The following is a 25,282-nucleotide window of genomic DNA, read 5'->3' on the forward strand; positions in this document are numbered from 1 at the left end:
TGCCAGTTCTACCGGGGCTCCGCTTCTCACGTCCCGGATCACACCAGATCAGTCCCCACGCGTTTGCCTTCCCGAGCCTTAACTTCACGGCCTTGCCCTAAGGGGTGTCGTGGGCGGTCAGGCCCGGTGGCCGCAGTGTGAGACACACCCCGTGCCGCGCCGGCCCGGGGCGGCGGCGTCGCCCCGGCTGCCTCCGCAGGCCGTCGGGTAGGGTGTGCGGCGTGTACGCGCGACCGAACGTCATGAACTGGTGGTGGACCGCTCCTGGGCGGCCCACTGATCGCGCGTAGGTCCACGAGGACCGGAGAATCTTCGCGAAGGCCGCCCCGAGGGGCGGCCTTCGTCGTGTCCGGCGGCCGTTCCCTCCCCCAGCCCTCACCGGGCAGCACGGAAGGAACCCGCCCATGCACCACGTCCCCGCCACCACGCCCGAGCCCACCGCCCCGCCCGCTCCCCGCCCGGGTGAGCAGGGCGGCCCGTGGGCCGCCGCGGCCCTCGTGGCACGCCTGCTCGCCGCCGACGCCCCGCCCTTCGCCCTGCTGCGCCGCCGCCTTCCGGGCGCCACCGCCGCGCAGGACCTGGTCGAGGTGCTGGTCGGCGAGGTCACCGAGGTGGAGCGACTCGCCGACATCCCGCTCGGCCACGGTGCGCCCGGCCGCCCGGTGACCGACGCGCTGGCGCTGGTGCCGTTCCGGCAGATCCGCGAACGCGGCTTCGACGCCCCCGACGACGGCACCCCGCTCGCCGTCCTGGTGCCCCGCGAGCGGCACGCCCTGCCCCTGGCGGACGTGCTGGCCGCGCTGCCCCGCCACCCGGTGCGCGTGGTGGACGGCGGGTTCGACCTGGACGACGAGGGCTACGCCGAGGTCGTCCGGCGGGTGGTGCGCGAGGAGATCGGCCGGGGCGAGGGGGCGAACTTCGTCGTCCGCCGCACCTGGGGCGGCGAGATCCCCGGCTTCGGGGCGGCCGACGCGCTGGCACTGTTCCGGCGGCTGCTGGAGGGTGAGCGCGGCGCCTACTGGACGTTCGTCGTGCACCGGCCGGGGCTGCGCACGCTGGTCGGGGCCAGCCCGGAGGTCCACGTGCGGATGAGCGGGTCGACGGTGGTGATGAACCCGATCAGCGGGACCTACCGCTATCCGGCGCAGGGCCCCACTGCCGAAGGGCTGCTCGCCTTCCTGGCCGACCGCAAGGAGACCGAGGAGCTCTCCATGGTGGTCGACGAGGAGCTGAAGATGATGTGCACCGTCGCCGAGGAGGGCGGGGTGGTGGTGGGCCCGCGGCTGAAGGAGATGGCGCACCTGGCGCACACCGAGTACGAGCTGCGCGGGCGGTCCTCGCTGGACGTGCGGGAGGTGCTGCGCGAGACGATGTTCGCCGCCACCGTCACCGGCTCGCCGGTGCAGAACGCCTGCCGCGTCATCCACCGCCACGAGCCGGTGGGCGCGGACGGCACGGCCCGCGGCTACTACGCGGGCGCGCTGGCCCTGCTCGGCCGGGACGCCGGCGGCGCCCAGACCCTGGACTCCCCCATCCTCATCCGCACCGCGGACGTGGACGCCGGCGGACGGCTGCGGCTGCCGGTGGGCGCCACCCTGGTGCGGGGCTCCGACCCGGCCTCGGAGGCCGCCGAGACCCACGCGAAGGCGGCCGGGGTGCTCACCGCGCTGGGCGTGCTCCCGGCACCGGACCGCCCGGCCGGCGCGCCACTGCCCCGGCTGGGCGAGGACCCGCGGGTGCGGGCCGCGCTGGACGGCCGGCGCGCCGGTCTGGCCCCGTTCTGGCTGCGGATGCGGACCGAGGGGGACGCCGGCGGCCCGGGGCCGGGCGGGCACGCGCTGGTGGTCGACGCCGAGGACACCTTCACCGCGATGCTGGCGCACCTGCTGCGCAGTTCGGGGCTGGCGGTGACCGTCCGCCGCCACGACGAGCCGGGACTGCGGCAGGCGGCGCTGGCGCATCCGGGGCCGGTGGTGCTCGGCCCCGGCCCCGGCGACCCGCGCAACACCGCCGACCCGCGGATCCGCGGACTGCGCGCACTGGCGGCCGGGCTGCTGGCCGGGCACCGGCAGGGCGGCGGGACCGCCCCGGGCGGGGCCTTCCTGCTGGGGGTCTGCCTGGGGCACGAGCTGATCGCCGCCGAGCTGGGCATGGCGATCGCGGCGAAGGACGTGCCGTTCCAGGGCACCCAGGAGCGCGTCGACCTCTTCGGCCGCCCGGAGACCGTCGGCTTCTACAACACCTTCACCGCCCGCTGCGAGGAGGCAGTGGCCGCGGCGCTGGCCGGCGAGGGCGTGGAGCTGAGCCGGGACCCGGCGAGCGGTGACGTCCACGCGCTGCGCGGCCCGGGCTTCGCCGGCGTCCAGTTCCACCCGGAGTCGGTGCTGACCCTGGACGGGGCCGCCCTCACCGCTCGGCTGCTGGCGGGCGCTCTGGTGTGACCAGGGCGTCGCGCGGGACGCGGCCGGCCAGGTGGTCCTCGACGTTGCGGACCGTCGCCTCGACGATCTGGCCGACCGCGTCCTCGGTGAAGTAGGCCTGGTGGGAGGTGACCAGGACGTTGTGGAAGGTCGTCAGCCGGGCGAGGGTGTCGTCGAGGAGGACGTCCAGTGACCGGTCGAGGTGGAAGAGGCCGGCCTCCTGCTCGTAGACGTCCAGCGCCACGCCGCGCAGCCGGCCCGCCTTGAGCGTCGCGACGAGGGCTGACGTGTCGACCAGGGCGCCGCGGCCGGAGTTGACCAGGAGGGCGTCGGGCTTCATCAGCGCCAGCGTCCGGGCGTCGACCAGGTGCCGGGTGTCCTCGGCCAACGGAACGTGCAGGCTGACCAGGTCGGAGCGGGAGAAGAGCTCGTCACGGCCGACGTAGCGCATGCCCAGCGCCTCGCAGGCGGGGTTCGCCGCGGCGTCCCAGCCGAGCAGCTCCATGCCGTAGCCGTGGGCGATCCTGGCGAAGGCCTCACCGATGCGTCCGGTGCCCACGACGCCTGCGGTGCGGCCGCGGAAGTCCCGGCCCATGAGTCCGTCGAGCCGGAAGTCGAAGTTGCGGGTGCGGTCGGCCGCCCGGACCAGGTGGCGGTTGACCGCACCGGCCAGCGCCCAGGCGTACTCGGCCACCGAGTGGGGCGAGTAGTGGGCCACCCGGCTGACGGTCAGGCCCAGGTCGGCGGCGGCCTGGAGGTCGATGTTGTTGTGGCCGGTCGAGCGCTGGGCGATCATCCGCGTCCCACCGGCCGCGAGTTCCTGGAGCACGGGCGCCGCCAGGTCGGCGTTGACGCCGGGGCTGACGACCTCGTAGCCGCTCGCGATGGGTGCGGTGTCCCGGTTGAGGCGGACGTCCAGGCTCCGGACCTGGTGGCGGCCGGCGAAGGCCCGTTCCAGCAGCGGCTTCTCGTCCCGCTGCACCCCGAAGGCGATGATCTCCACGCGCTGCTCCCGGTCGGTCCCGGGCGCGGCGGCGCGGCCGGAGGACGGCGCACCTGCGCCGCGCCTCCCCTGCTCCGGCGGCCACGCTGCGGGGTGGCCGCCCGCCCGGATCAGATGAGCGAAACGGTCACCACGGAATATATGCCGCACCGGAGTGGGGCGCAGCGCCCGGAGCGACGCCCGCACCCGCCCCGGGACGCCGCCGGCCGTGCGCCCGGACGGCGGCAGGCGCCGGCACGGTGCCGGGCCGGCGGGCGGGGGGCGCCGTCATCCGTCCAGGCCCCGCTCGATGGCGTAGCGCACCAGCTCGACCCGGTTGTGCAGCTGCAGCTTGCCCAGGGTGTTCTGCACGTGGTTCTGAACCGTGCGGTGGGAGATGACCAGCCGCTCGGCGATCTGCCGGTAGGACAGCCCCTTCGCCACCAGGCGCAGGACCTCGGTCTCCCGGTCGGTGAGGCGGGGCGCGCCCGCCTCCTCGGTCCCGGCCGGGGCGGGGTCGGCCGCCAGCCGCCGGTACTCGCCCAGCACCAGGCCGGCCAGGCCGGGCGTGAACACCGGGTCGCCCTCGGCGGTGCGGCCGACCGCGGCCACCAGCTCCTCGGTGCTGGCCGACTTCAGCAGGTAGCCGGTGGCCCCGGACTTCACCGCCTCCAGGACGTCGGCGTGCTCACCGCTGGCGGAGAGCACCAGCACCCGCAGCGCGGGCAGCGAGTCCACCAGCCGGCGGCACACCTCGACGCCCGGCAGGCCCGGCAGGTTGAGGTCCAGCACCAGCACGTCCGGGGCGGCGGCCTGCGCCCGGCGCACCGCCTGCGGGCCGTCACCCGCGGTGGCCACCACCTCGAAACCGGCTGCCGCCAGGTCCCGGGCGACCGCGTCCCGCCACATGGGGTGGTCGTCGACCACCATCACCCGCACGGCCCGGGCCTGTCCGGCCCGCTCCTGCGGCTGCCCCTCGTTCACCACTCGGTCCTCCCCCGCCGCCCGTCGGGCCCGGCGGCCCGCGGCAGCGACAGTTCCACTTCCGTTCCCTGCCCCGGGACCGAGAGCCACTCGGCCCTGCCCCCGAGGTCCCGCAGCCTGCCCCGGATGGACAGGGCGACGCCCAGCCGGCCCTCGCGCTCGGCGTCCGCCAGCCGGCCCTCGGGGATGCCGGGCCCGTCGTCGCGAACCGTCACCACGACCTTCTCGGGCTCGTCCTCCAGGAGGACCCAGGCGTGTGCGCCGGGTCCGGCGTGGACCCGTACGTTGTCCAGCGCCGCACCCACCGCCGCCGCCAGTTCCGCGGCCGCGGCCCCCGGCAGCACCACGGGCGTCCCGGGGGCCGCGAGCGTGACGGTGGCGCCCGCGTGCGGGGCGAGGAGGGTGCGCAGGTCGACCGGCTCCCCGGCTGCCTCCTGCCCGCCGGCGAAGGCCGGTGTCCCGGGTGGTAGCGGTCGCCGCGGCGCGGGGCCGGGGTACCGGCCGGCCTCGGGGGGCCTGGTGGGGAGGGCGCCGGAGACCAGGGTGCGCAGCGCGACCTCCTGCTCGCCCGCCATCCGGCCGAGTTCCGCGGCCTCCCCGCCGAGCGAGGCGCCGCGGCGCTGCACCATGGCCAGCACCTGCAGGACGCTGTCGTGGATGCCGCGGGCCAGCCGTTCCCGCTCCCTGGTGGCCGCCTCTATCTGGAGGGCCTGCGCCAGTGTGCGCTCACTGGCCCTGGCGACCTCCACCACGTAGCCGATCGCCACGCTGGCCACCCAGACCAGCAGGACGTCCTTGAGCGTGTCGCGGGCCCACTCCTGACGCTCGGCCAGGTTGGCGGCGGCGACCAGCGCGGAGGCCAGGGCGGCCCAGCGCCAGCCGCCCTTGACGGCGCAGCCCAGCACCGTGCCGGCGGTCCAGATGGTCGGGAGGGTGGGGACGCCGTCCAGGATCTGCGCCCGCGTCTCGACGGCGACGGTGAGGCCGATCCCGGCCAGCGCGACGCCCAGGTCGGCGGCGAGGAAGGCGGGCGTGCAGCGTTCCGGGCCGGTGACGCGTCGCCAGGTCGCAGCCGTCCACCCGGTGAGCACCACCATGTAGGCGGTGGCCAGCCAGGGGCGCGAGTAGGTGTCGTAGGACCAGGCGAACTGGGCCAGTGCCCACAGGAGGGTGAGGATGCGGTAGCCGGTGACGGCCCGCCACAGCGGCGCCTCGACGGACATGTGCAGCAGGCGCAGCGGACGCCGCTCCGCGGCAGGCCGCTGCGGGGCCTCGTCGGCGGCGGGGCCGTCACCGGGGGTGCGGACGTCGCCGGCGCTCTGGCCGTCCCCGGCCGCGGCGGCGGGCGGCGGGTCCTGGGGCGCGGCGGGCCGGCCGGGGCCTCGGCGGCGGGAGTCCCGGCGGCGGGCGGCGGGTTCGGCCGGGCCGGGCCCGGGGCCGGTCGCGGCCTGCACCTCGGGCGGCAGCGGGGCGGGGCCCGGTGTCTCCGGTGGCAGCGGACCGGCGCCGGGTGGGCGTCGACGGTCCGGCAGACGGGCACCCCCGCCCGCCGGACCGCCGGACGTGGCGCGGTGCGCGCCCCGCGGTGGCCTGCGGTCGGCCTCCCCCTGCTCCCCCATGTCGCCGACTCTCCCCCTTCCGGCGCCGTCGCTCAGGCGCCCGTTTCCCCCTCGGAGTCCCTGGCGGGTGCCCGGTCCCCCTCGCGTGTGTCCGTCCCGGCCGGCGTCCCCTCCCCGGGGGCGGTCCGGCCGGTGCGCTTCTCCGCCTTCTCCGCCGCCTGCTTCTTGGCGGCCTCGGCCAGTTGGCGCTTGGCAGCCGTGGCGTAGATGTCGACGTACTCCTGACCGGAGAGCTTCATGATCTCGTACATCACCTGGTCGGTGACCGAGCGCAGGACGAAGCGGTCGCCCTCCATGCCGTGGTAGCGGCTGAAGTCCAGCGGCTTTCCGATGCGGATGCCCGGCCGGATCATCTTCGGTACGACCGTGCCGGGCGGCTGCACCTTCTCGGTGTCGATCATGGCGACCGGGATGACGGGGGCGCCGCTCGCCAGCGCCACCCGCGCCAGTCCGCCGGGCTTGCCCCGGTAGAGCCGGCCGTCGGGTGAGCGGGTGCCCTCGGGGTAGATGCCGAAGAGCTCGCCGCGCGCCAGCACCTCCAGGCCGCTGCGGATCGCCGCCTCGCCGGCGCCCCGGGCGCCCGAGCGGTCCACCGGGAGCTGGCCCACGCCCCGGAAGAAGGCCGCCGTCAGCTTTCCCTTGACGCCGGGCGAGGTGAAGTACTCGGCCTTGGCGATGAAGGTGACCTTGCGGTCCAGGACGGCGGGGAGGAAGAAGGAGTCCGAGAAGGACAGGTGGTTGCTGGCGAGGATCGCCGCCCCTTCGGCGGGCACGTTCTCCAGCCCCTCCACCCACGGGCGGAAGGCCAGCTTCAGCGTGCTCCCCAGGGAGTACTTCATAGCGCCGTAGATCAACCGAGGTCCTCCTGTGTGTGCCGCCATGACGATAACGTGCCGGGCCGCCTGCCCGCCGCGACCGCCCACCACCCGGTCGCCTCCGGGGGCGCCCGGGTCCCGCTCGGGGTCGGCGGGCGGCGGGAAGCTCCCGGGCCTCCGCGCTGTTCGACCTGTCGGGATGACGGTGGCCCGGCGTAGGCTTCCCGTTACCCCACCACGCCCTCTTCACGATCGGAGTCTCCCGGTGCCGCTCCTTCCCGGAGCCGAGCCGTTCCGCCACGACGGCGGGGACGTCGGCGTCCTGTTGTGCCACGGCTTCACCGGTTCCCCGCAGTCCGTCCGCCCCTGGGCCGAGCACCTGGCCGACCGGGGGATGACCGTGAGTCTGCCGCTCCTGCCCGGTCACGGCACCCGGTGGGAGGACATGCAGACCACCACCTGGCAGGACTGGTACGCGGAGGTGGACCGCGCGCTGCGCGAGCTGACCGAGCGGTGCCGGCACGTCTTCGTCTGCGGGCTGTCGATGGGCGGCGCCCTCGCGCTGCGGCTGGCGGCCCGTCACGGCGACGCGGTCAGCGGGGTGGTGGTGGTCAACCCGGCCATCCGGGTCCACGACGCCGCGGCCCCGCTGCTGCCGGTGCTGCGCCACCTGGTCCGCTCGGTGAAGGGCATCACCAACGACGTGGCCAGGCCGGACGCCCCGGAGATCGGCTACGACCGCACCCCGCTGCACGCCGCGCACTCGCTGCGCCGGTTCTTCCAGCTGGTCGACGGCGAACTGCCGCGCGTGACGCAGCCCCTGCTGGTGATGACCAGCCCGCAGGACCACGTCGTGCCGCCGTCGGACTCCGAGCGGGTGCTGGGCCGCGTCTCCTCCTCGCAGGTCCGCCACGTCCTGCTGGAGCGCAGCTACCACGTGGCGACGCTCGACCACGACGCCGGGAAGATCTTCGCCGACAGCGAGGCCTTCATCGCCCGGCACTCGGGTGGCGGCGCGCCCTCCCGGGTCGGCGCGGACGGTGCCCGGGGGGTGGCCGGCGGTGGCTCCTGACCAGGGGGAACCCCTGGACGAGGAGGCGGCCTGGGCGCAGATCGTCGCCGGTTACGGCGAGGCGCCCGCCTTCCCCGACGACGTACCGGCCGGCACCGGCCCCAAGGCGGCGACCGGGCCCCGCGCCCCGGAGGGCGGGGAGGGCGAGGTGCACGGCGAACCGGCGGGCGAGGGGCCCCCACCGCCGCCGCAGGACGCTTCGGCCGGCACACCGCAGGAGCAGGAGAAGCCCTCCTCCGAGGCCGGCGCCGAGCCCCCGGCCGGCCCCCGCCCGCCGGTGCGGCCGGGAAGTTTCGTCGTCTACGCGCCCGGCGTGGGCCCCGGCGCCCGACCGCGGAAGGCGGCCGACGAGACGGAGGAGGACGACGAGGGCCACTTCGTGCCGCCCGAGCCGCCCCCGCTGCCCCCGGTGGACACCACGGCCAGGTTCGCCTGGCTCGCCGTCCTGGGCGGCCCGCTGCTGCTCGTCGTCATGCTGCTGCTGCAGCAGCCGGTGACCTGGTACGTCACCGTGCTGGGCGTCGGGGGGTTCCTCGGCGGCTTCGCGACGCTCGTGGCCCGGATGAACCCCGGTGACGAGGACGACGAGGACCACCGGCCGGGCGGCGGGGCCGTCGTCTGACGCCCCGGCGGGCGGTCCCCGGCACCCGGGGGCCGCCGGGCCCGGTCCCTCACCCCATGGGCACCCGGAGGTCGGCGAGGACCGGCAGGTGGTCGCTGGCGGCCCGCAGGTCCGCCTCCCGCACCCCCGGCACCTCGCGGGGCACGCCGCAGGCCAGCACCTCCACGTCCGGGGTGGTGAACACCGCGTCGATGCGCTGCCGCGGTGCGGCGGCGGGGTTGGTGTGCTCCCCGCCCCACTGTTTGGCGGCCCAGGCGTCGGTGAGGTCCTCGGCGAGGCTTCGGAACGCCCGTCCGGCCGGCCCCTCGTTGACGTCGCCGCCCACCACGGCGTGCTGCACCGGGACGGTGGCGCCGGGCCGGCGGACACCGGCGGGTACGCCCTCGGTGCGCCACCGCTCCAGGTGCCCGAGCAGGGACCGGGCCTGCGAGCGGCGCTCGGCCGCGGCCAGGCTCAGGTGGAAGCTGGCGACGCCCAGGCGGGCGCCCCGCACGCGCAGCACGGCGGTGGCCAGGCCCCGGCGGTGCAGCCCGGGGGTGCGGGGCAGAAGTACGTCCTCGGTGTGCTCGACGTGGGCGCCCAGGTCGGCGAGGACCATGGGGCCGCAGGCGGTGGCGCCGCCGGTGACGTGGTAGAGGCCGGTCTCGCGGGCCAGCCGGGCGGCGGCCTTGCGCCAGCGGAAGAAGCGGGGCGCCTCCTGGACCAGGAGCACGTCCGGCGCGCAGGCCCGCACCACCCGTGCCAGGGCCGCGCGGTCGTCGCGCAGCGAGCGCACGTTGTAGCTCAGGACGCGCACCGCGACAGACGTCCCGTCGTCGGCCGGTCGTTCGCCGCCGGGCCGCGGGGCCCCCGGCTGCTGGGAGGGACGGTCACCGGTGGCTTCGGGCAAGGCGTTCTCCTGAAGTGCGCAGACGGCTGATGCCGGGCACGGACGGTACCGTACCCGGCATCACAGGTGGGCGGCGGGCCGCCCGAGGTGCGTCAGCCCTGGTGTGCGTCAGCCCTGGCGCGCCAGGTCCGCGGCGCCCACCAGGCCCGCCTTGCCGCCGAGCTGGGCGGCGAGGACCTGGGCGTGCGGGCGCCACTGGCTGCCGACCAGCCAGCGGCGGAAGGACTTGCGGATGGGCTCCAGGACCAGCTCGCCCTCGTCGGAGACGCCGCCGCCGACGATGAAGGCGGCCGGGTCGAAGAGGGAGGCCAGGTCGGCGAGGCCGGCGCCGGCCCAGCGGGCCAGCTCGCGGAAGGAGTCGACGGCCACCGGGCAGCCGCGGCGGGCGGCCTCGCTGACGTGCTTGCCCTCGATGCCCTCGACGGTGCCGTCGCCGAGCCCCAGCAGGATCTGCGCGTTCTCGGGGGTGGCGTAGGCGCGCTGCCGGGCGTAGCGCAGCAGGGCGCGGCCGGAGGCGTACTGCTCCCAGCAGCCCTGGCTGCCGCAGCCGCACAGCAGGCCGTCGGGGACGACGCGGATGTGGCCGAACTCGGCGGCGACGCCGAACCGCCCGCGCCGCAGCTTGTTGCCGATGATGACACCGCCGCCCAGGCCGGTGCCCAGGGTGATGCAGATGACGTCGCTGTGGCCCTTGCCCGCGCCGAACTTGTACTCGCCCCAGGCGGCGGCGTTGGCGTCGTTCTCCACGACGACCGGCAGGCCGACGCGCTGCTCGACGTTGTCCTTGAGCGGCTCGTGGCGCCAGTCGATGTTGGGGGCGAAGAGGACGGTGGCCCGCTTCTCGTCGACGTATCCGGCGGCGCCGATGCCGACGGCCTCGACCTGGTGGTCGGCGCCGACGGTCTTCACGGCCTCCGCGATGGCCTCGGTGAGCTCGGTCGTGCTCTGCGGGGTCGGCACCTTGCACGTTTCGAGGATCGCGCCCTCCTCGTCGACCACGCCGGCCGCGATCTTCGTGCCGCCGATGTCGACGCCGATGGTGAGTCCCATGTGTCCCTCAGTTATTCGCTCGAACCCCGCCGGGACCCACCGTACCGGAGGAGGCGGTCAGTCCAGATCGATCCTCTCACTACCGCCCGGTTCCCCGCCGTTCTCCCCGTCGTCGTCCCGGCGCCCACCGGCGGGCTTCCCGGTGTCCGGTGCGGCGTCCTCGCCGGCGGCTCCGTCCTGGTCGGCGGCGGGGCGGGGCGCGGAGGCGGGCCGTGCGGCGGCGGCGCCCTCGGTCCAGCGGCGCTCGCCCTCCCGCACGACGGAGCGGTAGGCGGCGAGGAGTTCCGAGCCGGCGGCGGCGAGGTGGCCGAAGACGTCCTGGTTGCGTTCGACGACCGGTTCGACGGCGGACTTCGCCTGGTTCAGGAGGTGGCTGACGGCCTGCTGCGCCGCCTTGCCGCCCAGCGAGGCGGGGAGCTGGATGTCGGCGAGCCGGTCGCCCAACGCCTCGGCGAGCTTGCGTAGTTCCTCGGCCGCGCTGCCGGAGGAGGTGTCCCGGGCGCGGTGCCGTGCCCGTTCCTCGGCGAGGTCCTCGGCGCATGCCGTCTCCCAGGCGTCGGCGTCGGCCGGGCGCTGCTTGGCATCACTCATGATCGGCTCCGTGGGACTCGTACGGCTGGACCGCCGCCCGCCGGGAGCGGGCCGGGTGGGTGCCACCACGACGACGCAGGGCCCCCCATCGACGGTACCGGAAGGGGGGCAGCCGGTGTCCGCGTCGGGCGAGGCCGTCCGGCCACCGGGCGGTCGCGGCCGGACACCCCGTCGCCGCCGCGGCTCGCCCCCGCGTCTGCTCAGCCCCGTTGCGGCCAGAGGTCGCCGTCCGGCGCGAACCGCACGGCCAGCACGCCGTCGCGGAGTGCTGCGCCGGCGACCGTGCACCGGCGCAGCGCGGAGGGCAGCGGGCGGATGCGGCGGAACGGCCCGGCCGTGACGACGAGCTCGTCACCGCGGCGCACCAGCTCCAGGCGCTCGCGCACCGCGCCCGGCAGCGGCACCCGGTAGACCAGGAGGCCGTCCTCGGACCGCTGGTCGGCGATGTGCCACGGGTCGGGCCGGGGGGCGGGGGGCGCCGGGGTCTCGCCGGTGACCGGGGCACCGTGGCGGGGTGCGGGGACCTGGGCCGGGGAGGGGGCGGCGCCGGGGGCGTCGAGCCGCGGCTCGGGGAGGTGGGCGAGGAGTGCGGACAGGTCGGCCTCGCCGCGCGGCTCGCGGCCCAGGTGGGGGACGGTCGCCACGGGCAGGTCGCCGAGTTCGGCCCGCAGCGCGGCGAGCCCCTCCTGCTGGCGGTCGGCGGCGGCGCCGAGGAAGGCGTCGGCCGAGCCGGTGGGGAGCAGGCGGTTGACCACGACCGACTCCACCCGGTGACCGTGCAGGGCGAGGCCGGCGCGGGTGGGGCGCAGCCGCTCGGCGACCGCCCCGCCCGCCTCGGCGACCAGCCGCACGCCGGTGCCCTCGGCGTCCAGGACGCTCTGCACGCCGGCGAGTTCGGCCTCCCAGCGGGCGGCGGCATCGAAGAGCGCACGGGTGGGCATGGGCACCCCGGCGAGTTGCGCGAGCACCGGCCGCAGCGCCCTCGCCGCCTGCCGCTCGGGCGGCAGCAGCCGGGTCAGCCAGCGGCGGGCCTGCTCGGGCAGGGCGAGGAGGTGGACGGCGTCGGCGGCCGGCGGCAGGTCGACGACCAGGAGGTCGTGCCGGCCCGCGGCGTGGGCGGAGCGCACCGCCTTGAGCAGGGCGACCGGGAGGGCGCCGGGCGGCTCGGGCAGTTCGTCGCCGTCCAGCGGGGCCGCGCCCAGGACGTCCAGCAGGCCGGCCGCCTGGTCCTGGAGGGCGAGGAGGTCGCGCCGGAAGGAGGCGCCGGCGTCGACCTGGCGCAGTTCCAGGTGCGGGACGTCCGGCAGGTCCGTGGTCCCGGGCGACAGGCCCAGCAGGGCGCCGGTCGCCGCCGCGTCCTCGGCCGTCAGCAGCAGGGTGCGCCGGCCCCGGCGGGCGGCGGCCAGCGCGGTGGCGGCGGCCACGGTGGAGCGGCCGGCCCCGCCGAGGCCGGCGACCAGGAGGATGCGGGTGCCGGGAGCGTGGCCCGGGGTCCGTTCGGGCCGGTCGGCGGCCGGACGCGGGCCGGCCCCGGTGGACGGCGTGGCCGGCGGGTGGGCGGTCACGGACGGCCGCCGGCGTCCCCGCCCCCGCTCTCGCCGGGCCGGTCCGCCGCGGCGCCGGACTCCACGCGCTGCTTCAGGCCGGCCAGGGCGCGGTCGATGATGACCTTCTCCGCCTTGCGCTTGATCATGCCGAGCATGGGGATCTTGACGTCCACGGTGAGCCGGTAGGTGACCTGGGTGCGAGCGCCGCCGTCCAGGGGCGCGAGGCGGTAGGAGCCGTCCAGCGAGCGCAGCATCTGCGACTTCACCAGGGACCAGCTGACCTCACCGGTGCCGTTCCAGGTGTAGGCCAGGGTGTGGTCGTCCCTGATGGCCCCGGCGTCGAGCAGCAGGCGCACCTGTTCGGCACGGCCCTGCTCGTCCCGTGCGAGGACCTCGGCCTCCTTCACCTCGCCGGTCCACTCCGGGTAGCGGGCGAAGTCGGCGATCACTCCCATCACGTCGGCGGGTGACGCCTCGATCGTGATGCTTGAGCTGGTGTGTTCGGCCATCGCCGTGACTCCTCCTGCCAGTTGGTGCCGGTGGCACGCTCGTGCCCGGGCTCTGGTGCCGGCCGTGGACGCTGCCGCCGCGGGCCACGCCGCACGGCCCGGCGCTCCGGCACGGCGTGGGCGCCGGCCCCGGGGCGCCACCGCGCCTGAAGCGGCGTGCGTGCCGCTGAAGGCTACCGTGCGGCACGGCGGCCGGGCACGTGACGGCCGGTGGCCGGGGCCCGGCCGGTCGTTCACCACTGAAGGACGAGGGGCCTGCCGGTGGAGTTGAAGTGGCCGACGTTCACACACTCGGTCGCGCCGACCCGCATCCGGGGTGCCAGCGGCTGGTGGACGTGGCCGAAGAGGGAGTAGCGCGGCCGGGTCCTGCGGATGGCGGCCAGCAGCGCCGAACTGCCGCGCTCGAAGCGGCGGGCGACGACGTCGTAGCAGAGCTCGGGCAGGTCCGGCGGTATGTGCGAGCAGAGGACGTCGACCTCGCCGAGCGCCTCCACCTTCGCCGCGTACTCCTCGTCGCCGATCTCGTAGGGGGTGCGCATGGGCGTGGTGAGTCCGCCGCCGACGAACCCGAAGACCCGGCCGCCGATCTCGACCCGCTCGCCGTCCAGCACCCTGGTGCCGGGCCCGGCGAACTCCGGCCACAGGTGCGGGAGGTCGACGTTGCCGTAGGTGGCGTAGGTGGGGGTGGGGAAGGCGGCGAAGAGCGCGGCGTACTGCCGGCGCACGGCCTGCTCGATGAGGGTGGAGCGGTCGCCGCCGGGCCCGACGGCCTCGTCCCACAGCCGGCGGCTCAGCGTCCGCGCCTCCTCGAAGCGGCGCGCGGTGCGCAGTTCGACCAGGCGGTGGGCGTGCTCGGTGCCGAAGAGGTCGGGGAAGATGCCGCGCGAGTGGTCGGCATAGTCGAGGAAGAGCACCAGGTCGCCCAGGCAGACGAGGGCGTCGGCGCCGTCCCCGGCACTCGCCAGGTCCCGGCTGTTCCCGTGTACGTCGCTCACCACATGCACGCGCATGGGGCGAGCCTAGGCCGTGTGCCCGTCCCCCGTGGTTTCGGGGCTTCAGCTCCGGCCGCGGGCGCTGCGCACGCGGGCACGGGGCGTACGGCCGGGGCTGCCCTTGCGGCGGTGGCGGGCCAGGTGGCGTGGCACCCGCGCGTCACCATCCCGACCTGCGGTTACTTCCCTGTCAGCCCCGGTCTGGACTAATGTGCGCGCAGCGCCTCCCCGGCCGTTCGATTTTCGCTGTGACCCATCGAACATCTCGGGGGTCCCCCTACCCGCGGGGGGTACCGCTCGGTAACGTCCGGGCCGTCCAGCCACTGCCTGACCGAGGACCGCAGCCGGCCACACACCGCGTCGTCGAGCACCGGCGCCAACGAGGAGCAGCAGTCTTGCGCGAGTTCAGCCTTCCGGCCCTGTACGAGGTCCCGGCCGACGGCAACCTGACGGACCTGGTCCGCCGCAACGCCGCCCGCCAGCCCGACCGGGTCGTCATGGGGCGCAAGGTGGCGGGCGAGTGGCGGGACGTCACCGCGGCGGAGTTCCTGGCCCAGGTGCGTGCCGTGGCGGCCGGCCTGATGGCCTCCGGCATCCGTCCCGGCGACCGCGTCGGCCTGCTCTCGCGCACCCGCTACGAGTGGACGCTGTTCGACTTCGCGATCTGGAGCGCGGGCGGGGTGACCGTCCCGGTCTACGAGACCAGTTCGCCCGAGCAGATCCAGTGGATCCTCGGCGACTCGGGCGCGGTGGCCTGCGTGGTGGAGAGCCCCGCGCACGAGGCGGCCGTGGCCTCGGTCCGCGAGAGCCTGCCGGAGCTGCGGCAGGTCTGGTGCATCGACGAGGACGCGGTGTCCCGGCTGTCCACCGAGGGGACGCCGGTCAGCGACGAGGAGGTCGACGAGCGCAGCGCGCTGGCCGACGCCGACTCCCCCGCCACCATCGTCTACACCTCCGGCACCACCGGCCGCCCCAAGGGCTGCGTGCTCACCCACCGCAGCTTCTTCGCCGAGTGCGGCAACGCCATCGAACGGCTGGCGCCGCTGTTCCGCACCGACGAGTCCTCGATCCTGCTGTTCCTGCCCGCCGCCCACGTCTTCGGGCGGCTGGTGGAGGTGGCCTCGGTGATGGCGCCGATCAAGCTGGGCCACGTCCCCGACGCCCGGCAGCTGACCGAGGAACTCGCCGCCTTCCGGCCCACGCTGCTGCTGGGCGTCCCCCGGGTCTTCGAGAAGGTCTACAACGCGGCGCGGACGAAGGCCGAGTCGGAGGGGCGCGGCCGGCTCTTCGACCGGGCCGCGGAGACCGCCGTCGCCTACAGCCGGGCACTGGACACCGAACGCGGTCCGGCGCTGGGCCTGCGGCTGCGTCACCGCTTCTTCGACCGGGTCGTCTACGGGCGGCTGCGGGCCGTCCTGGGCGGCCGGGCCACCCACGCCGTCTGCGGCGGCGCCCCCCTCGGCGAGCGCCTGGGCCACTTCTACCGCGGCATCGGCTTCACCGTGCTGGAGGGGTACGGGCTGACGGAGTCCTGCGCGGCCACCGCGGTGAACCCGGCCGAGCGCCCGAAGATCGGCACGGTCGGCCTGCCGCTGCCCGGCTCGGTGGTGCGCCTGGACGACGACGGCGAGGTGCTGCTGCACGGCGAGCACCTGTTCACCCGGTACTGGAACAACGAGGACGCCACCGCCGAGGCGCTGGCCGACGGCTGGTTCCGCACCGGCGACCTGGGCACCCTCGACCCGGACGGCTACCTGACGATCACCGGCCGCAAGAAGGAACTGCTGGTCACCGCCGGCGGCAAGAACGTGGCGCCGGCCGTCATCGAGGACCGCATCCGCGCCCACCCGCTGGTGGCGGAGGTCATGGTGGTGGGCGACGGCAGGCCCTATGTCGGCGCCCTGATCACGCTGGACCGCGAGTTCCTCGCCCACTGGGCCCGCGAGCACGGCCACCGGGCCGACGCCGGCGCCGCGGCGCTGCGCGAGGACCCGCAGCTCCTGGCGGCCCTGCAGAGCGCCGTGGACGAGGGGAACGCGGCCGTCTCGAAGGCCGAGTCGGTGCGCCGCTTCCGCGTCCTGACAGCCGAGTTCACCGAGGAGTCCGGTCACCTCACCCCGTCCCTGAAGCTCCGGCGGGGCGTGGTGGCCAAGGACTTCGCCGAGGACATCGAGGCGCTGTACGCGGGCTGAGGCCCGCCCGGCCCCTTGGGGCCCCTGTGCACCACCGCACTGGGTAGGGTGCCCAGACGATGGACAAGACCCTGATCGTCACCAACGACTTCCCGCCGCGCCCCGGCGGCATCCAGGCGTTCCTGCACAGCATGGCGCTGCGACTGGACCCGGACCGGGTGGTCGTCTACGCCTCCACCTGGAAGCGCGGGCGGGAGGGCGCGGCCGAGACCGCGCGGTTCGACGCCGACCAGCCCTACCCGGTGGTGCGGGACCGCACCACCATGCTGCTGCCCACCCCGCGGGTGACCCGCCGCGCCGTCTCGCTGCTGCGCGAGCACGGCTGCCGCTCGGTGTGGTTCGGCGCCGCGGCGCCCCTGGGTCTGATGGCGCCCGCCCTGCGCGCCGCGGGGGCCCGCCGGATCGTGGCCACCACGCACGGCCACGAGGCGGGCTGGGCGCAGCTGCCCGGCGCCCGCGCGATGCTGCGCCGCATCGGGGAGTCCACCGACACCCTCACCTACCTCGGTGAGTACACCCGCTCCCGGATCGCCGGCGCCCTGACGCCGGCCGCCGCGGGCCGCATGGTGCAGCTCCCGCCCGGTGTGGACGAGAAGACCTTCCATCCGGGCTCGGGCGGTGAGGAGGTGCGGGCCCGGCTGGGGCTGGCGGAGCGCCCGGTGGTGGTCTGCGTCTCGCGCCTGGTGCGCCGCAAGGGACAGGACACCCTCATCGAGGCGATGCCCCGGGTGCTGGCCGCGCATCCCGACGCCGTGCTGCTGGTGGTGGGCGGCGGCCCCTACGAGAAGGACCTGCGGCAGCTCGCCGCGAGCCGGGGGGTGGCCGACGCGGTGCACTTCACCGGCGCCGTGCCCTGGGAGGAGCTGCCCGCGCACTTCGGGGCCGGCGACGTCTTCGCCATGCCCTGCCGGACCCGGCGCGGCGGGCTGGACGTCGAGGGCCTGGGCATCGTCTACCTGGAGGCCTCGGCGACGGGGCTGCCGGTGGTCGCGGGCGACTCGGGCGGGGCGCCGGACGCGGTCCTGGACGGCGAGACCGGCTGGGTGGTCCCGGGCGGTTCGCCCACGGCCACCGCCGAGCGGCTGGTCACCCTGCTCGGCGACGCCGCACTGCGCCGCCGCATGGGCACCCGCGGGCGGACCTGGGTCGAGGAGCGGTGGCGTTGGGACCTGCTGGCCGAACGGCTCCGCGAGCTGCTGTGAGATTCCCCGCCCGGTAGCGTGCGCGCCTCCCCGTGAGTGGGGCGGGCACGCGGCCCGGCGGACGGCGCCGGGCCGGGGCGTCCGGTGTCCGGCGCGTCGGCCCGCGGGGTGGGGCGTGGTCCGCCCGGTGGCCGCACACCCCGCTGACCGGCACGTCGTGTGCCGCATCGCCGGGCGAAGGGGCATGCTGAGAGCGGTCACCGCGGCCTGGCCGTGTCCGCCGGACAGGGCCTGGGGCCCACCTGCCGCGACGCGGCGGGCGCGGCCGGCCACCGCCCGCCCAGCCCCACCGACCGACACCCCACCCCCACGAGGTGCCCATGCCGTCGACGCCGCCCGCGAGCACGCCCCCCACGCCCCGCCGCGCCCCCCGTGCCCGGTCCGCGGACCGCGGCGCGACCCGCATGACGGCGCCCCGCGCCGCGGTCCGCGGCGGTGTGGCCATCCCGGTCGCGCTGTGGCTGGTGACCCGGACGCTGCTGGTCCTCACCGTCTTCAAGGTGCTCCTGGTCCCGGGGCAGGACGTCACTCCGGACGTCACCTCCATCTACCGCGGCTGGAGCCAGGTGCTCTCCGGCGGCACCTTCCCGCTGCACGACATCACCTGGCAGTACCCGCCCTCGGCGGCGCTGGCGGTCCTCTCGCCCCACCTGCTGCCCTTCCTCGACTACGCGACCGCGTTCTACCTGCTGTGCCTGCTGGCCGACGCCGTCGTCACGGCCCTGCTGCTGTACGCCGGCCGCCGCCCCGGCAGGCGGCCGGCCGGGGCCTGGGTGTGGGTGGTCGGCATCCCGCTGCTGGGGCCGACGGCCTACGCGCGCTACGACGTGATGGTGACGGGAGTGGCGGTGGCGGGGGTGCTCGCCGCGGTGCGGCGGCCGGGCGTCGGCGGTCTGCTGGCCGGGTTCGGGGCGACGATGAAGGTGTGGCCGGTGCTGCTGGTGGCCGGCGTGGCCCGGGGCCGGCGCTGCCGGTCGGCGTGGGGGATGACGCTGGTCGCCATGGTCGGGGTGGCGGTGGCGTTCTCCCTGACGATGCCGGGGGCGCTGGAGTTCCTCACCTTCCAGGGCGAGCGGGGGACGGAGGTCGAGTCGCTCGGCTCGCTCGTCTTCCACCTGGCCCGGCATGCGGGCTGGGGCGGCCGGGTGGCGCTCAACTACGGCTCCATGGAGTTCCTCGGCCCGTGGGTCCCCCTGGTCAGCGACCTCGCGCTGACGCTGACGGTGATGGCCTTCGGCTGGCTGCTGGTGTGGCGGTGGCGGGCGCGGGAGTTCACCCCGGCCACCGTCGGCGACGCCGCCTTCACCGCCGTCCTGCTGTTCACCACGACCAGCCGGGTCATCAGCCCGCAGTACATGGTCTGGCTGGTCGGCCTGGCGGCGGCGGCCCTGACGGTGCGCGGCACCCGGCAGTCGCCCTCCGCGGTGCTGGTCCTGCTGGCGACCGCGGCGACGTTCTGGGAGTTCCCGGTGCACTTCGTGGACGTCGTCACCTCCAGCTGGCTCGGCATCACGCTGCTGGCGGTCCGCAACGGCCTGCTGGTGGCGGCGTGCGTGGTCTCCTGCCGCCGGCTGTGGTCAGCCACGGTCGAGGCGCCGCCGGCGGGGGCCGCCCCGCGGCGGCGCGGCACCGTGCCCGGGCCGAGCAGCGAGGCGCCGGGCCCTGAGGTCGCGGCCCGCTGACGCCGGTGGGCCGCGACCTCAGGAGGAGTTGAGGACCTTCGCCAGGTAGGCGCGCCAGCGCCGCGTGAAGTCGGCGGTGGAGACGTGGAGCCGGTCGCGCAGCACGGCGTCGAGGTCGGAGTCGCGGCCGGCCGCCTCGTAGAGGCCGGTCAGCTTCCGCTCCCCCCACTCGTCGGCGACCATGCGGCACGCCAGCCAGCTCCCCTCGTACGCGCGGGCCAGGTCGTCGGGTTTGCGGGTGAAGCCGAAGTCGTCGTTGGTGGGGAGCTTCCCGGGCAGCCGGTGCGCCGCAGCGGCAGCGGTGAGTTCGGGGGCGGCCGTGTGCGGGGCGTTCTTCGTGCGCCGGTAGGCGACCCAGTCGGCGAACCCCTCCGAGAGCCACAGCGGGGTCGAGGCGGTGGTCCGGGCGCGGGTGGCCACGTGGGTCGTCTCGTGGGTGAGCACCACGGCCCGCCCGGCGTCGGTGAGCTGCGCGTACGCGTCGGGGTTGACGATGACCCGGTCGGCCGGGGCCTGCGCGGAGCCGCCCGCCTCGCCGGTGGTCACCGCGGCGATGCCGGTGTAGCCGGCGGGTTGGTCGGAGCCGAGCAGCTCCGCCATGCGGGCGACCGTGGGCGGGGCCTCGACCACCACGCGCCGGCTCCACCGCCCCGGCCAGGCGTCGGCGACCGCGGGCACCGCCCCGTCGGTGCGGCGTGCCAGCTCCCGCAGCCTGCCGTCCTCGCCGCGGGCGCCGATGACCAGGCTGCGCCGGCCCCGGACCAGGCTGACCGGCCCGTCGTCCCACAGCTGGCGCATCGACACCTTGCCGCTGTCCTCGCCGTCGGTGTCGGAGAGCACCCGCCAGTCGCCGTCGCGGCGCGCCAGGGTGAGGTACTGGACGGCGACGACGGGGGCCGCGTCGTATCCCCTGACGCGGTAGCGCAGTTCGACCCGGGCGGCGATCCGCTCGCCCCGGCCCGCGGGAAGCGGGAAGGCGTCGGTGTCGGTGAGGCGGTACTGCCAGTCGGCCAGCGGCACGGCCGCGAGGTGCTCGAAGGTGCGGCGCTGCGCGGCCCGGAAGCTCGCGGCCCCGGGGTCGACACCGGCCAGGAAGGCTTGTTCGTCGTGGTCGCGCACGGCCCGCGCCCGCACGTCGAGCATGCGCTGCACGCCCGCGTCCGCGTCGGTGGCGGTCACCGCGCCGCCGCAGGAGACCAGCGTCGCCGGCAGCAGCAGGGCGGCGCCCGCCGCCAGGCATGCCCTTCGCACCCGGCGCGGTCCGCGCCGGGCCCACCGCACCGCTCGCCGGCCTGCCACGAGGAAGATCGTACGGCCGGTGCGGTGGCGGGAGCAGCCGGTCAGGGGCGGGTCACGGCGGCGATCGGCATCATGCCGACCGGGTCGTAGCGGACCCGGGCACCGGGGTAGGGGGCGTGCACGACCTGGCCGCCTCCGACGTACATCCCCACGTGGCTGGCGTCGTCCCGGTAGATGACGAGGTCGCCGGGGAGCGCCTGGGAGAGCGGGACGTGCCGGCCGGCGTCACGCTGCGCCTGCGAGGTGCGGGGCAGCCAGACACCCGCCCGGCCGTACGCCCACTGGGTGAGGCCCGAGCAGTCGAAGGCGGAGGGGCCGTTGCGGCCCCAGACGTAGGGGCGGCCGACGGCGGCGCGCACCGCCGCCACCGCCGCCGCGGCGTGTCCGCCGACCCCGGCCACCGGCCCGTCGGCGGGCGGCACCGGCAGGTGGACGGAGCGGTCGCCGGTGCGCGAGGCCCGGTCGTAGGCGGCCCGGTCCGCCGGGCTCATCGCCTTCAGCAGGCGGCGGGCAGTGGCGAGCCTGCGCTCCACGTCCTTCTTGGCGCGGCCGACCTCCCGCCGGCTCATCGCCAGCTCCGCCAGCTTCGCCGCGGCCTCCCGGTGCTGCTGGAGGAGCACCCGCTGCGTCTGCCGGACGGCGCGCAACTGGCCCGCCTGGGCCCCGGCCAGCCGGTCGAAGGTGGCCGCGGACTCCAGGTAGCTCTCGGGGGAGTCGGCCAGCACGAGCCGGAGCGCGGGGGCCATGCCGCCGGAGCGGTACTGGGCGGCGGCGACGAGGCCGAGCCTGCCGCGCAGCCGGTTCAGGCGGTCCTGGCTGCGGGCCAGCCGGTCCTGGAGGCGGCTGACCTCGCCGCGCAGCCGCCGGGCGCGCTCGGTCGCCCCGTTGTAGGCGTCGGTGGCGCTCTCCGCCTTCTCGTAGAGGGCGTCGAGGCGTGCGGCGGACTCCCGGCGGGCGGAGTGGCCCTCCGGTTCGGCGACGGCCGGGGCTGCCAGTGCGGCCGCCGCCGTCGCGGCTGCCGCCGACAGGACGGTGACGCGGGCGGTGACGCCGGCCGGGACGACCGGACCCGGCTGTGCGGTACGGCGATGGGACACCACGGTCGGCCGCACTCCTTCCGTTGCGGCCGCTGCCGCCCGGAAGGGCGGACACGGGCGGCGGCCGCGCGGGCCGACAGTAGCCGCGGCCACGCGGCGCCTCCAAAGACCCGCGACCGGGCGGCGGATGCGGCCTGGCGGGTGACGCCGCAGGTCACCGCCAGGCCCGTTGTCAGCCTGGCGATACCGTGATTCCCCCGATCGAGGGGGTTCCCGGGCGGGCCCCGGTACCTGCCGGGCGCCGGTGCGGACCGGCCCGCCGCCGACGACGGACGCCGGGCCCGTGACGGACCCGGCGTGCACCGGAAGGGGCGTTTCCGCAGACGCCCGGCTCAGCTGTGCAGCGGCCTCAGACGCGGACGCCGAACTCGAAGGTCATGTTGCCCATCGGCTCGTACCGCACGCTCGCCCCGGGGTGGGGGGCGTGCAGCACCATGCCGTTGCCGGCGTAGAGGCCGATGTGCGAGAGGTCGCTGTTGAACAGCACCAGGTCGCCGGGCTTGAGCTGGCTCATGCCGATGCGGGTGCCGGCGTTCGCCTGCTGCTGCGAGGTGCGCGGCAGCGAGACGCCGGCCTGCGCGTAGGCGAACCCGGTCAGACCCGAGCAGTCGTAGGAGGAGGGGCCGGTGGCGCCGTAGACGTACGGCTTGCCGATCTGGGTCTTGGCCGCCTCCAGGGCCGCCGCCGCCCGCTGCGAGCTGGGCAGCGCGTTACCGAGGTCCACCCGGGAGTTGCTGCGGTTGGCGCGCGCCTGCTCCTGCGCGAGCTGCTGGCGCTCCTTCTCGGTGAGGGAGTTCAGCAGCGCCCGGGCCTTGGCGAGCTTGCCCTGGATCTCGCTCTTGCGGTCGCCGAGCGCCTTGCGGGTGTCGGCGAGGTCCTGCATCTTCTTCGACGCCTCGGCCCGCTCCTGGGCGAGGTGGCGCTGCTTCTCGGCTATCGTCCGCAGCTGCTCGGCCTGGTGGCCACTCAACTGGTCGAGCGTGGAGGCCTTGTCGAGGAAGGTGTCGGGGTCGCCCGAGAGGAAGAGCTGCATCGACGGGTCGAGGCTGCCGCTGCGGTACTGGTCGGAGGCGACGGCGCCGAGGCCCTTGCGGAGCTTGTTCAGCTCCTCCTGGCCGCGGGCCACCTTGTCCTGGAGGTCACTGACCTCCTTCTGCAGCTTGGACTGGTCCTCCTTGGCCCCGTCGTACTTCTGCGTGGCGGACTCGGCCTGCTGGTAGAGCTTGTCGACCTGGGATTTGACCTCGTCCTTGGACGGCTTGGGCGCGGCCTGCGCGGCCTGCGAGCTGAGGGCGACGGCTGCCGCTGCGGTCGCGGTGAACACGGTGACGCGCGTGCGGCTCGGCTGCTTTGGTCGACGGTGGGACGCCACGGAGGCGAGCTCCTTCTTCCTTCAGCCGCCTACCGGGAAGGGGGTGGCAAGACCCCGGCTCCGCGTGGACGCCGCGGATCGGCGGTTCCTTCACTGTTCACCCCGGGTGGGTGATCAACCGCATGAAGGTTCGAGGCAGACCTTAGTAACCGAGCTGTGATCCCTTCAAATCCCTGCGGAAAAAACCCGCTTCACCGAGGCAAGCTTTACCAAGACCCCACAGCTTGTGACCGCCGCCTGACACAGCGGAGCGAAAAAACGCCCCCACCGCCCAGGTGACCCACCGTCACCAGGCAAACCGGGCTTTCACGGCGGGTCCGGGTGGTACCGGGACGACCGGCACCGGACGGCGTCAGGTCCGGGCCAGCCGCTTCAGGAGCAGCGCCGAGGAGACCGGCCGCGCCCCGGCCTGCGCCACCCCGTCCGCCACCTCGCGGTCGGTGGAGACCACCACCACGGGACGCCCCGAGGGTTCGGCGCGCACCAGTTGGCGGATCAACTCGTCCGCGGTCACCCCGGGCTTGCTGAACAGCACACGGACCCCGCGGGGCGGCGCGAGCAGCACCGGAGCGGCGAGTTCCGCCCCGTCGAAGACGCACGTCATCTCCGCGCCGGTCTGCGCCGCCAGCACGGCGAGCCCGCCCAGCAGCCGCAACCGCTGCTTCTCCAGCGGGATGGCCGGGTAGCCCGTCTTGGTCACGTTGTAGCCGTCGACAACGAGGTGCGCCTGCGGCAGCGCCAACAGCTGGTCCAGCAGGGCCGGATCGGTCTCCGACAGGGCGCGCGCCGCCACGTCCCGCGGCGAGAGCGTCCCGGGCGAGACCGCGTCCACCGTGTCGGCGGGCCTGACCTCGGCCGGCGGCAGGGCCAGCTCGCGCCGCAGCCCCTGGGCCGCGTCCAGCACGGTGTCCAGCAGCAGCCGCAGCCGCATGTCCTCGACGCTGCGCCCCTCGCGGACGGCGCGCCGCCCGGCCTCCAGGGCCGCCTCCGCCTCGGTGGCCCTGGCCCGCAGCCGCCGGGCCTCCCCCTCGGCGGCGGCCCGGTCGGCACCCGCCTGCGCACGCACCGCCTGGACCTCCGCCTCCGCCTTGCGCACCTCCGCCTCCCGGCGCCGCACGTCGCTGGTCGCGCTGCGCAGGCGGCGGTGGAGGACGTCGTTCTCCTTGCGCAGGGTGTCCAGTTCGGCCCGGGCCCGCTCGGCCTCGGCCCGGGCCGCCGCACGCACCTGCGACAACTCCTCGCGGAGCCTGGCCAGCTCCCGGGAGGTCTCCTCGTCCGCCCGGACGGCGTCGGCCCGTTCCACCTCCTCCTCCGCGGCGGTGACGAGCTCGACCCAGCCGGCGGGCCGAAGGATGTACGCGGCGGCGGCGACGTCCAGCGGGTCGGCGGCGGCCGGCGGGTTGCCGGCCGCCAGCGCCTCGGTCAGCTCCGGCTGGGCCTCGCGCAGCAGGTCGGCGATACGGCCGCGGAAGCCGGCGTCCCCGGCGAGCGCCGAGGCCATGGCGTTGCCCGCGAACCGCACCCGCCGGCTGGGGGTGAACCGGGCGTACTGCCGCAGCGGGGCGGGCAGGTCGGCGACCTTCAGGCCGCCGAAGCACTCCGCGGTGAAGCCCACGACCTTGCGCCGCACGCCCTCGGGGAGCGGCCGGTCGAGGGCTGCCTGGTCCTCCGGGCCGGACCCCGCCCCGGCGGGCCCCACGCCGTTCGCGGACACCCCCGGCTGCGCGGCCGGCTCCGGCTCCCCGGCCGTCGCCTCCGCGCGCACGTCCCCCTCCCCCGTCGCCCCTTCCGGACGGTCCACCACTGCCGCCTCGCTCCGAATCTCAGGCGCTCGCGCCGGGCCGGTCCACCAGTTCGATCTGGTCCACCGCGTTGCACCAGCGGCAGCGCACCGATTCGATGCTCTCCTCGAGCACCTCCCGCTCCTCCACCGAGGGCTCGCCGGCGAGATCCAGATGCACGTACTCCACCACCTTCGAACGCCGGGTGACGTCGAAACGGGTGAGATTGCCGCACAGGGTGCAGCGCCACCTGGTCTCTGCGGTCGGCTGGGGAACCGTCATCGTCTCGTTCCTCTTTCGCTTCCTCGGGTGGTGACGCTCCGGCAGGGCCGCCCGCCCGCGGAGCCCGCCGCGGCGACCACGACCCGCCTCCCCCGGGCGGACGGGTCCCGGCGCGGCGCAACCGGCTCGCCGACGAGGAACGTCCCTGGTGCTCACCCTACGGCCTGCGCCCCCTCCCCTGCGGGGCGCGCCCGCAGCCGCCCCGCACCACGGCGCGCACGCCCACCGGGTGGCCGGGCCCGGAACCGGCACCCACTTCCTGGCCGAGTTTTCCGGGATGATC

21 protein-coding genes are annotated in these 25,282 nt (G+C 75.9%); 6 read left to right on the forward strand and 15 right to left on the reverse strand.

All coding sequences use genetic code 11. The features are described from left to right. Positions 1 to 404 precede the first annotated feature (404 nt). A complete protein-coding gene (locus tag ACFV3R_RS21335) occupies positions 405 to 2,441 on the forward strand; it encodes an anthranilate synthase family protein (RefSeq protein WP_385585193.1) in 2,037 nt (678 codons plus the stop codon). On the opposite strand, the gene ACFV3R_RS21340 is transcribed toward ACFV3R_RS21335, so the two are convergent. The 4 genes from ACFV3R_RS21340 to ACFV3R_RS21355 form a co-directional block, all read right to left on the reverse strand. Then, positions 2,407 to 3,423 carry a 2-hydroxyacid dehydrogenase gene (locus ACFV3R_RS21340; protein ID WP_385585196.1) on the reverse strand — a complete coding sequence of 339 codons (1,017 nt, stop codon included), beginning with the start codon at positions 3,421 to 3,423 and terminating at the stop codon, positions 2,407 to 2,409. The genes ACFV3R_RS21335 and ACFV3R_RS21340 overlap by 35 nt on opposite strands. 267 nt (positions 3,424 to 3,690) lie before the next feature. Then, the gene (locus tag ACFV3R_RS21345; protein ID WP_385585457.1) at positions 3,691 to 4,332 is read right to left on the reverse strand and encodes a response regulator; all 642 of its coding nucleotides are present in this window, start codon (positions 4,330 to 4,332) and stop codon (positions 3,691 to 3,693) included. Between the two features lie 50 nt (positions 4,333 to 4,382). After that, on the reverse strand, positions 4,383 to 5,609 hold the full coding sequence (gene macS, locus ACFV3R_RS21350; protein WP_385585459.1) for a MacS family sensor histidine kinase: 1,227 nt from the start codon (positions 5,607 to 5,609) through the stop codon (positions 4,383 to 4,385). Positions 5,610 to 6,037: 428 nt separating this feature from the next. After that, positions 6,038 to 6,844, reverse strand: a complete 807-nt coding sequence (locus ACFV3R_RS21355) for a lysophospholipid acyltransferase family protein (protein ID WP_385585462.1) — start codon at positions 6,842 to 6,844, stop codon at positions 6,038 to 6,040. A 241-nt stretch (positions 6,845 to 7,085) separates the two neighbouring features. Between ACFV3R_RS21355 and ACFV3R_RS21360 the strand changes: the two genes are divergently transcribed. Both ACFV3R_RS21360 and ACFV3R_RS21365 read left to right on the forward strand, forming a co-directional pair. Further along, positions 7,086 to 7,892 carry an alpha/beta hydrolase gene (locus tag ACFV3R_RS21360; protein ID WP_385585199.1) on the forward strand — a complete coding sequence of 269 codons (807 nt, stop codon included), beginning with the start codon at positions 7,086 to 7,088 and terminating at the stop codon, positions 7,890 to 7,892. Next, entirely contained in the window at positions 7,882 to 8,514 is a 633-nt protein-coding gene (locus ACFV3R_RS21365) for a hypothetical protein (protein WP_385585202.1), read from the forward strand. Before ACFV3R_RS21360 ends, ACFV3R_RS21365 begins: the two co-directional genes overlap by 11 nt. A 49-nt stretch (positions 8,515 to 8,563) precedes the next feature. On the opposite strand, the gene ACFV3R_RS21370 is transcribed toward ACFV3R_RS21365, so the two are convergent. The 6 genes from ACFV3R_RS21370 to ACFV3R_RS21395 form a co-directional block, all read right to left on the reverse strand. Beyond that, positions 8,564 to 9,403 (reverse strand): endonuclease/exonuclease/phosphatase family protein, encoded by an 840-nt coding sequence (locus ACFV3R_RS21370; protein ID WP_385585205.1) that lies wholly within the window; start codon positions 9,401 to 9,403, stop codon positions 8,564 to 8,566. A gap of 108 nt (positions 9,404 to 9,511) precedes the next feature. After that, a complete protein-coding gene (locus ACFV3R_RS21375; RefSeq protein ID WP_385585208.1) occupies positions 9,512 to 10,453 on the reverse strand; it encodes an ROK family glucokinase in 942 nt (313 codons plus the stop codon). 57 nt (positions 10,454 to 10,510) lie between these two features. After that, on the reverse strand, positions 10,511 to 11,044 hold the full coding sequence (locus ACFV3R_RS21380) for a DUF5304 domain-containing protein (RefSeq protein WP_385585211.1): 534 nt from the start codon (positions 11,042 to 11,044) through the stop codon (positions 10,511 to 10,513). Positions 11,045 to 11,244: 200 nt separating this feature from the next. Beyond that, the gene (locus tag ACFV3R_RS21385; RefSeq protein WP_385585214.1) at positions 11,245 to 12,609 is read right to left on the reverse strand and encodes an ArsA family ATPase; all 1,365 of its coding nucleotides are present in this window, start codon (positions 12,607 to 12,609) and stop codon (positions 11,245 to 11,247) included. Next, positions 12,606 to 13,100, reverse strand: coding sequence for an SRPBCC family protein (locus ACFV3R_RS21390; protein ID WP_385585216.1), 495 nt, complete (start codon positions 13,098 to 13,100; stop codon positions 12,606 to 12,608). Before ACFV3R_RS21390 ends, ACFV3R_RS21385 begins: the two co-directional genes overlap by 4 nt. Before the next feature lie 233 nt (positions 13,101 to 13,333). Next, positions 13,334 to 14,110, reverse strand: coding sequence for a metallophosphoesterase (locus ACFV3R_RS21395; protein ID WP_385585219.1), 777 nt, complete (start codon positions 14,108 to 14,110; stop codon positions 13,334 to 13,336). 377 nt (positions 14,111 to 14,487) lie between these two features. Here ACFV3R_RS21395 and ACFV3R_RS21400 point away from each other — a divergent pair, with 377 nt between their 5' ends. From ACFV3R_RS21400 to ACFV3R_RS21410, 3 genes are all read left to right on the forward strand, one after another. Beyond that, positions 14,488 to 16,284 carry an AMP-dependent synthetase/ligase gene (locus tag ACFV3R_RS21400; protein WP_385585222.1) on the forward strand — a complete coding sequence of 599 codons (1,797 nt, stop codon included), beginning with the start codon at positions 14,488 to 14,490 and terminating at the stop codon, positions 16,282 to 16,284. Between the two features lie 59 nt (positions 16,285 to 16,343). Further along, a complete protein-coding gene (locus tag ACFV3R_RS21405) occupies positions 16,344 to 17,486 on the forward strand; it encodes a glycosyltransferase family 4 protein (protein WP_385585225.1) in 1,143 nt (380 codons plus the stop codon). A gap of 404 nt (positions 17,487 to 17,890) precedes the next feature. After that, entirely contained in the window at positions 17,891 to 19,168 is a 1,278-nt protein-coding gene (locus tag ACFV3R_RS21410; RefSeq protein ID WP_385585228.1) for a glycosyltransferase 87 family protein, read from the forward strand. A gap of 18 nt (positions 19,169 to 19,186) precedes the next feature. Here ACFV3R_RS21410 and ACFV3R_RS21415 read toward each other — a convergent pair whose 3' ends face one another. From ACFV3R_RS21415 to ACFV3R_RS21435, 5 genes are all read right to left on the reverse strand, one after another. Continuing rightward, positions 19,187 to 20,467, reverse strand: coding sequence for a hypothetical protein (locus ACFV3R_RS21415; RefSeq protein ID WP_385585231.1), 1,281 nt, complete (start codon positions 20,465 to 20,467; stop codon positions 19,187 to 19,189). A gap of 41 nt (positions 20,468 to 20,508) precedes the next feature. Continuing rightward, a complete protein-coding gene (locus ACFV3R_RS21420; RefSeq protein ID WP_385585234.1) occupies positions 20,509 to 21,567 on the reverse strand; it encodes an NlpC/P60 family protein in 1,059 nt (352 codons plus the stop codon). Between the two features lie 346 nt (positions 21,568 to 21,913). Then, a complete protein-coding gene (locus tag ACFV3R_RS21425; RefSeq protein ID WP_385585237.1) occupies positions 21,914 to 22,936 on the reverse strand; it encodes an NlpC/P60 family protein in 1,023 nt (340 codons plus the stop codon). A gap of 352 nt (positions 22,937 to 23,288) precedes the next feature. Further along, complete coding sequence (locus ACFV3R_RS21430; RefSeq protein WP_385585465.1) at positions 23,289 to 24,650, reverse strand: NYN domain-containing protein; 1,362 nt, start codon at positions 24,648 to 24,650, stop codon at positions 23,289 to 23,291. Between the two features lie 109 nt (positions 24,651 to 24,759). Continuing rightward, on the reverse strand, positions 24,760 to 24,999 hold the full coding sequence (locus ACFV3R_RS21435) for a hypothetical protein (protein WP_385585240.1): 240 nt from the start codon (positions 24,997 to 24,999) through the stop codon (positions 24,760 to 24,762). Positions 25,000 to 25,282: the final 283 nt, after the last annotated feature.

Source organism: Streptomyces sp. NPDC059740 (assembly GCF_042733155.1).
GTDB lineage: Bacteria > Actinomycetota > Actinomycetes > Streptomycetales > Streptomycetaceae > Streptomyces.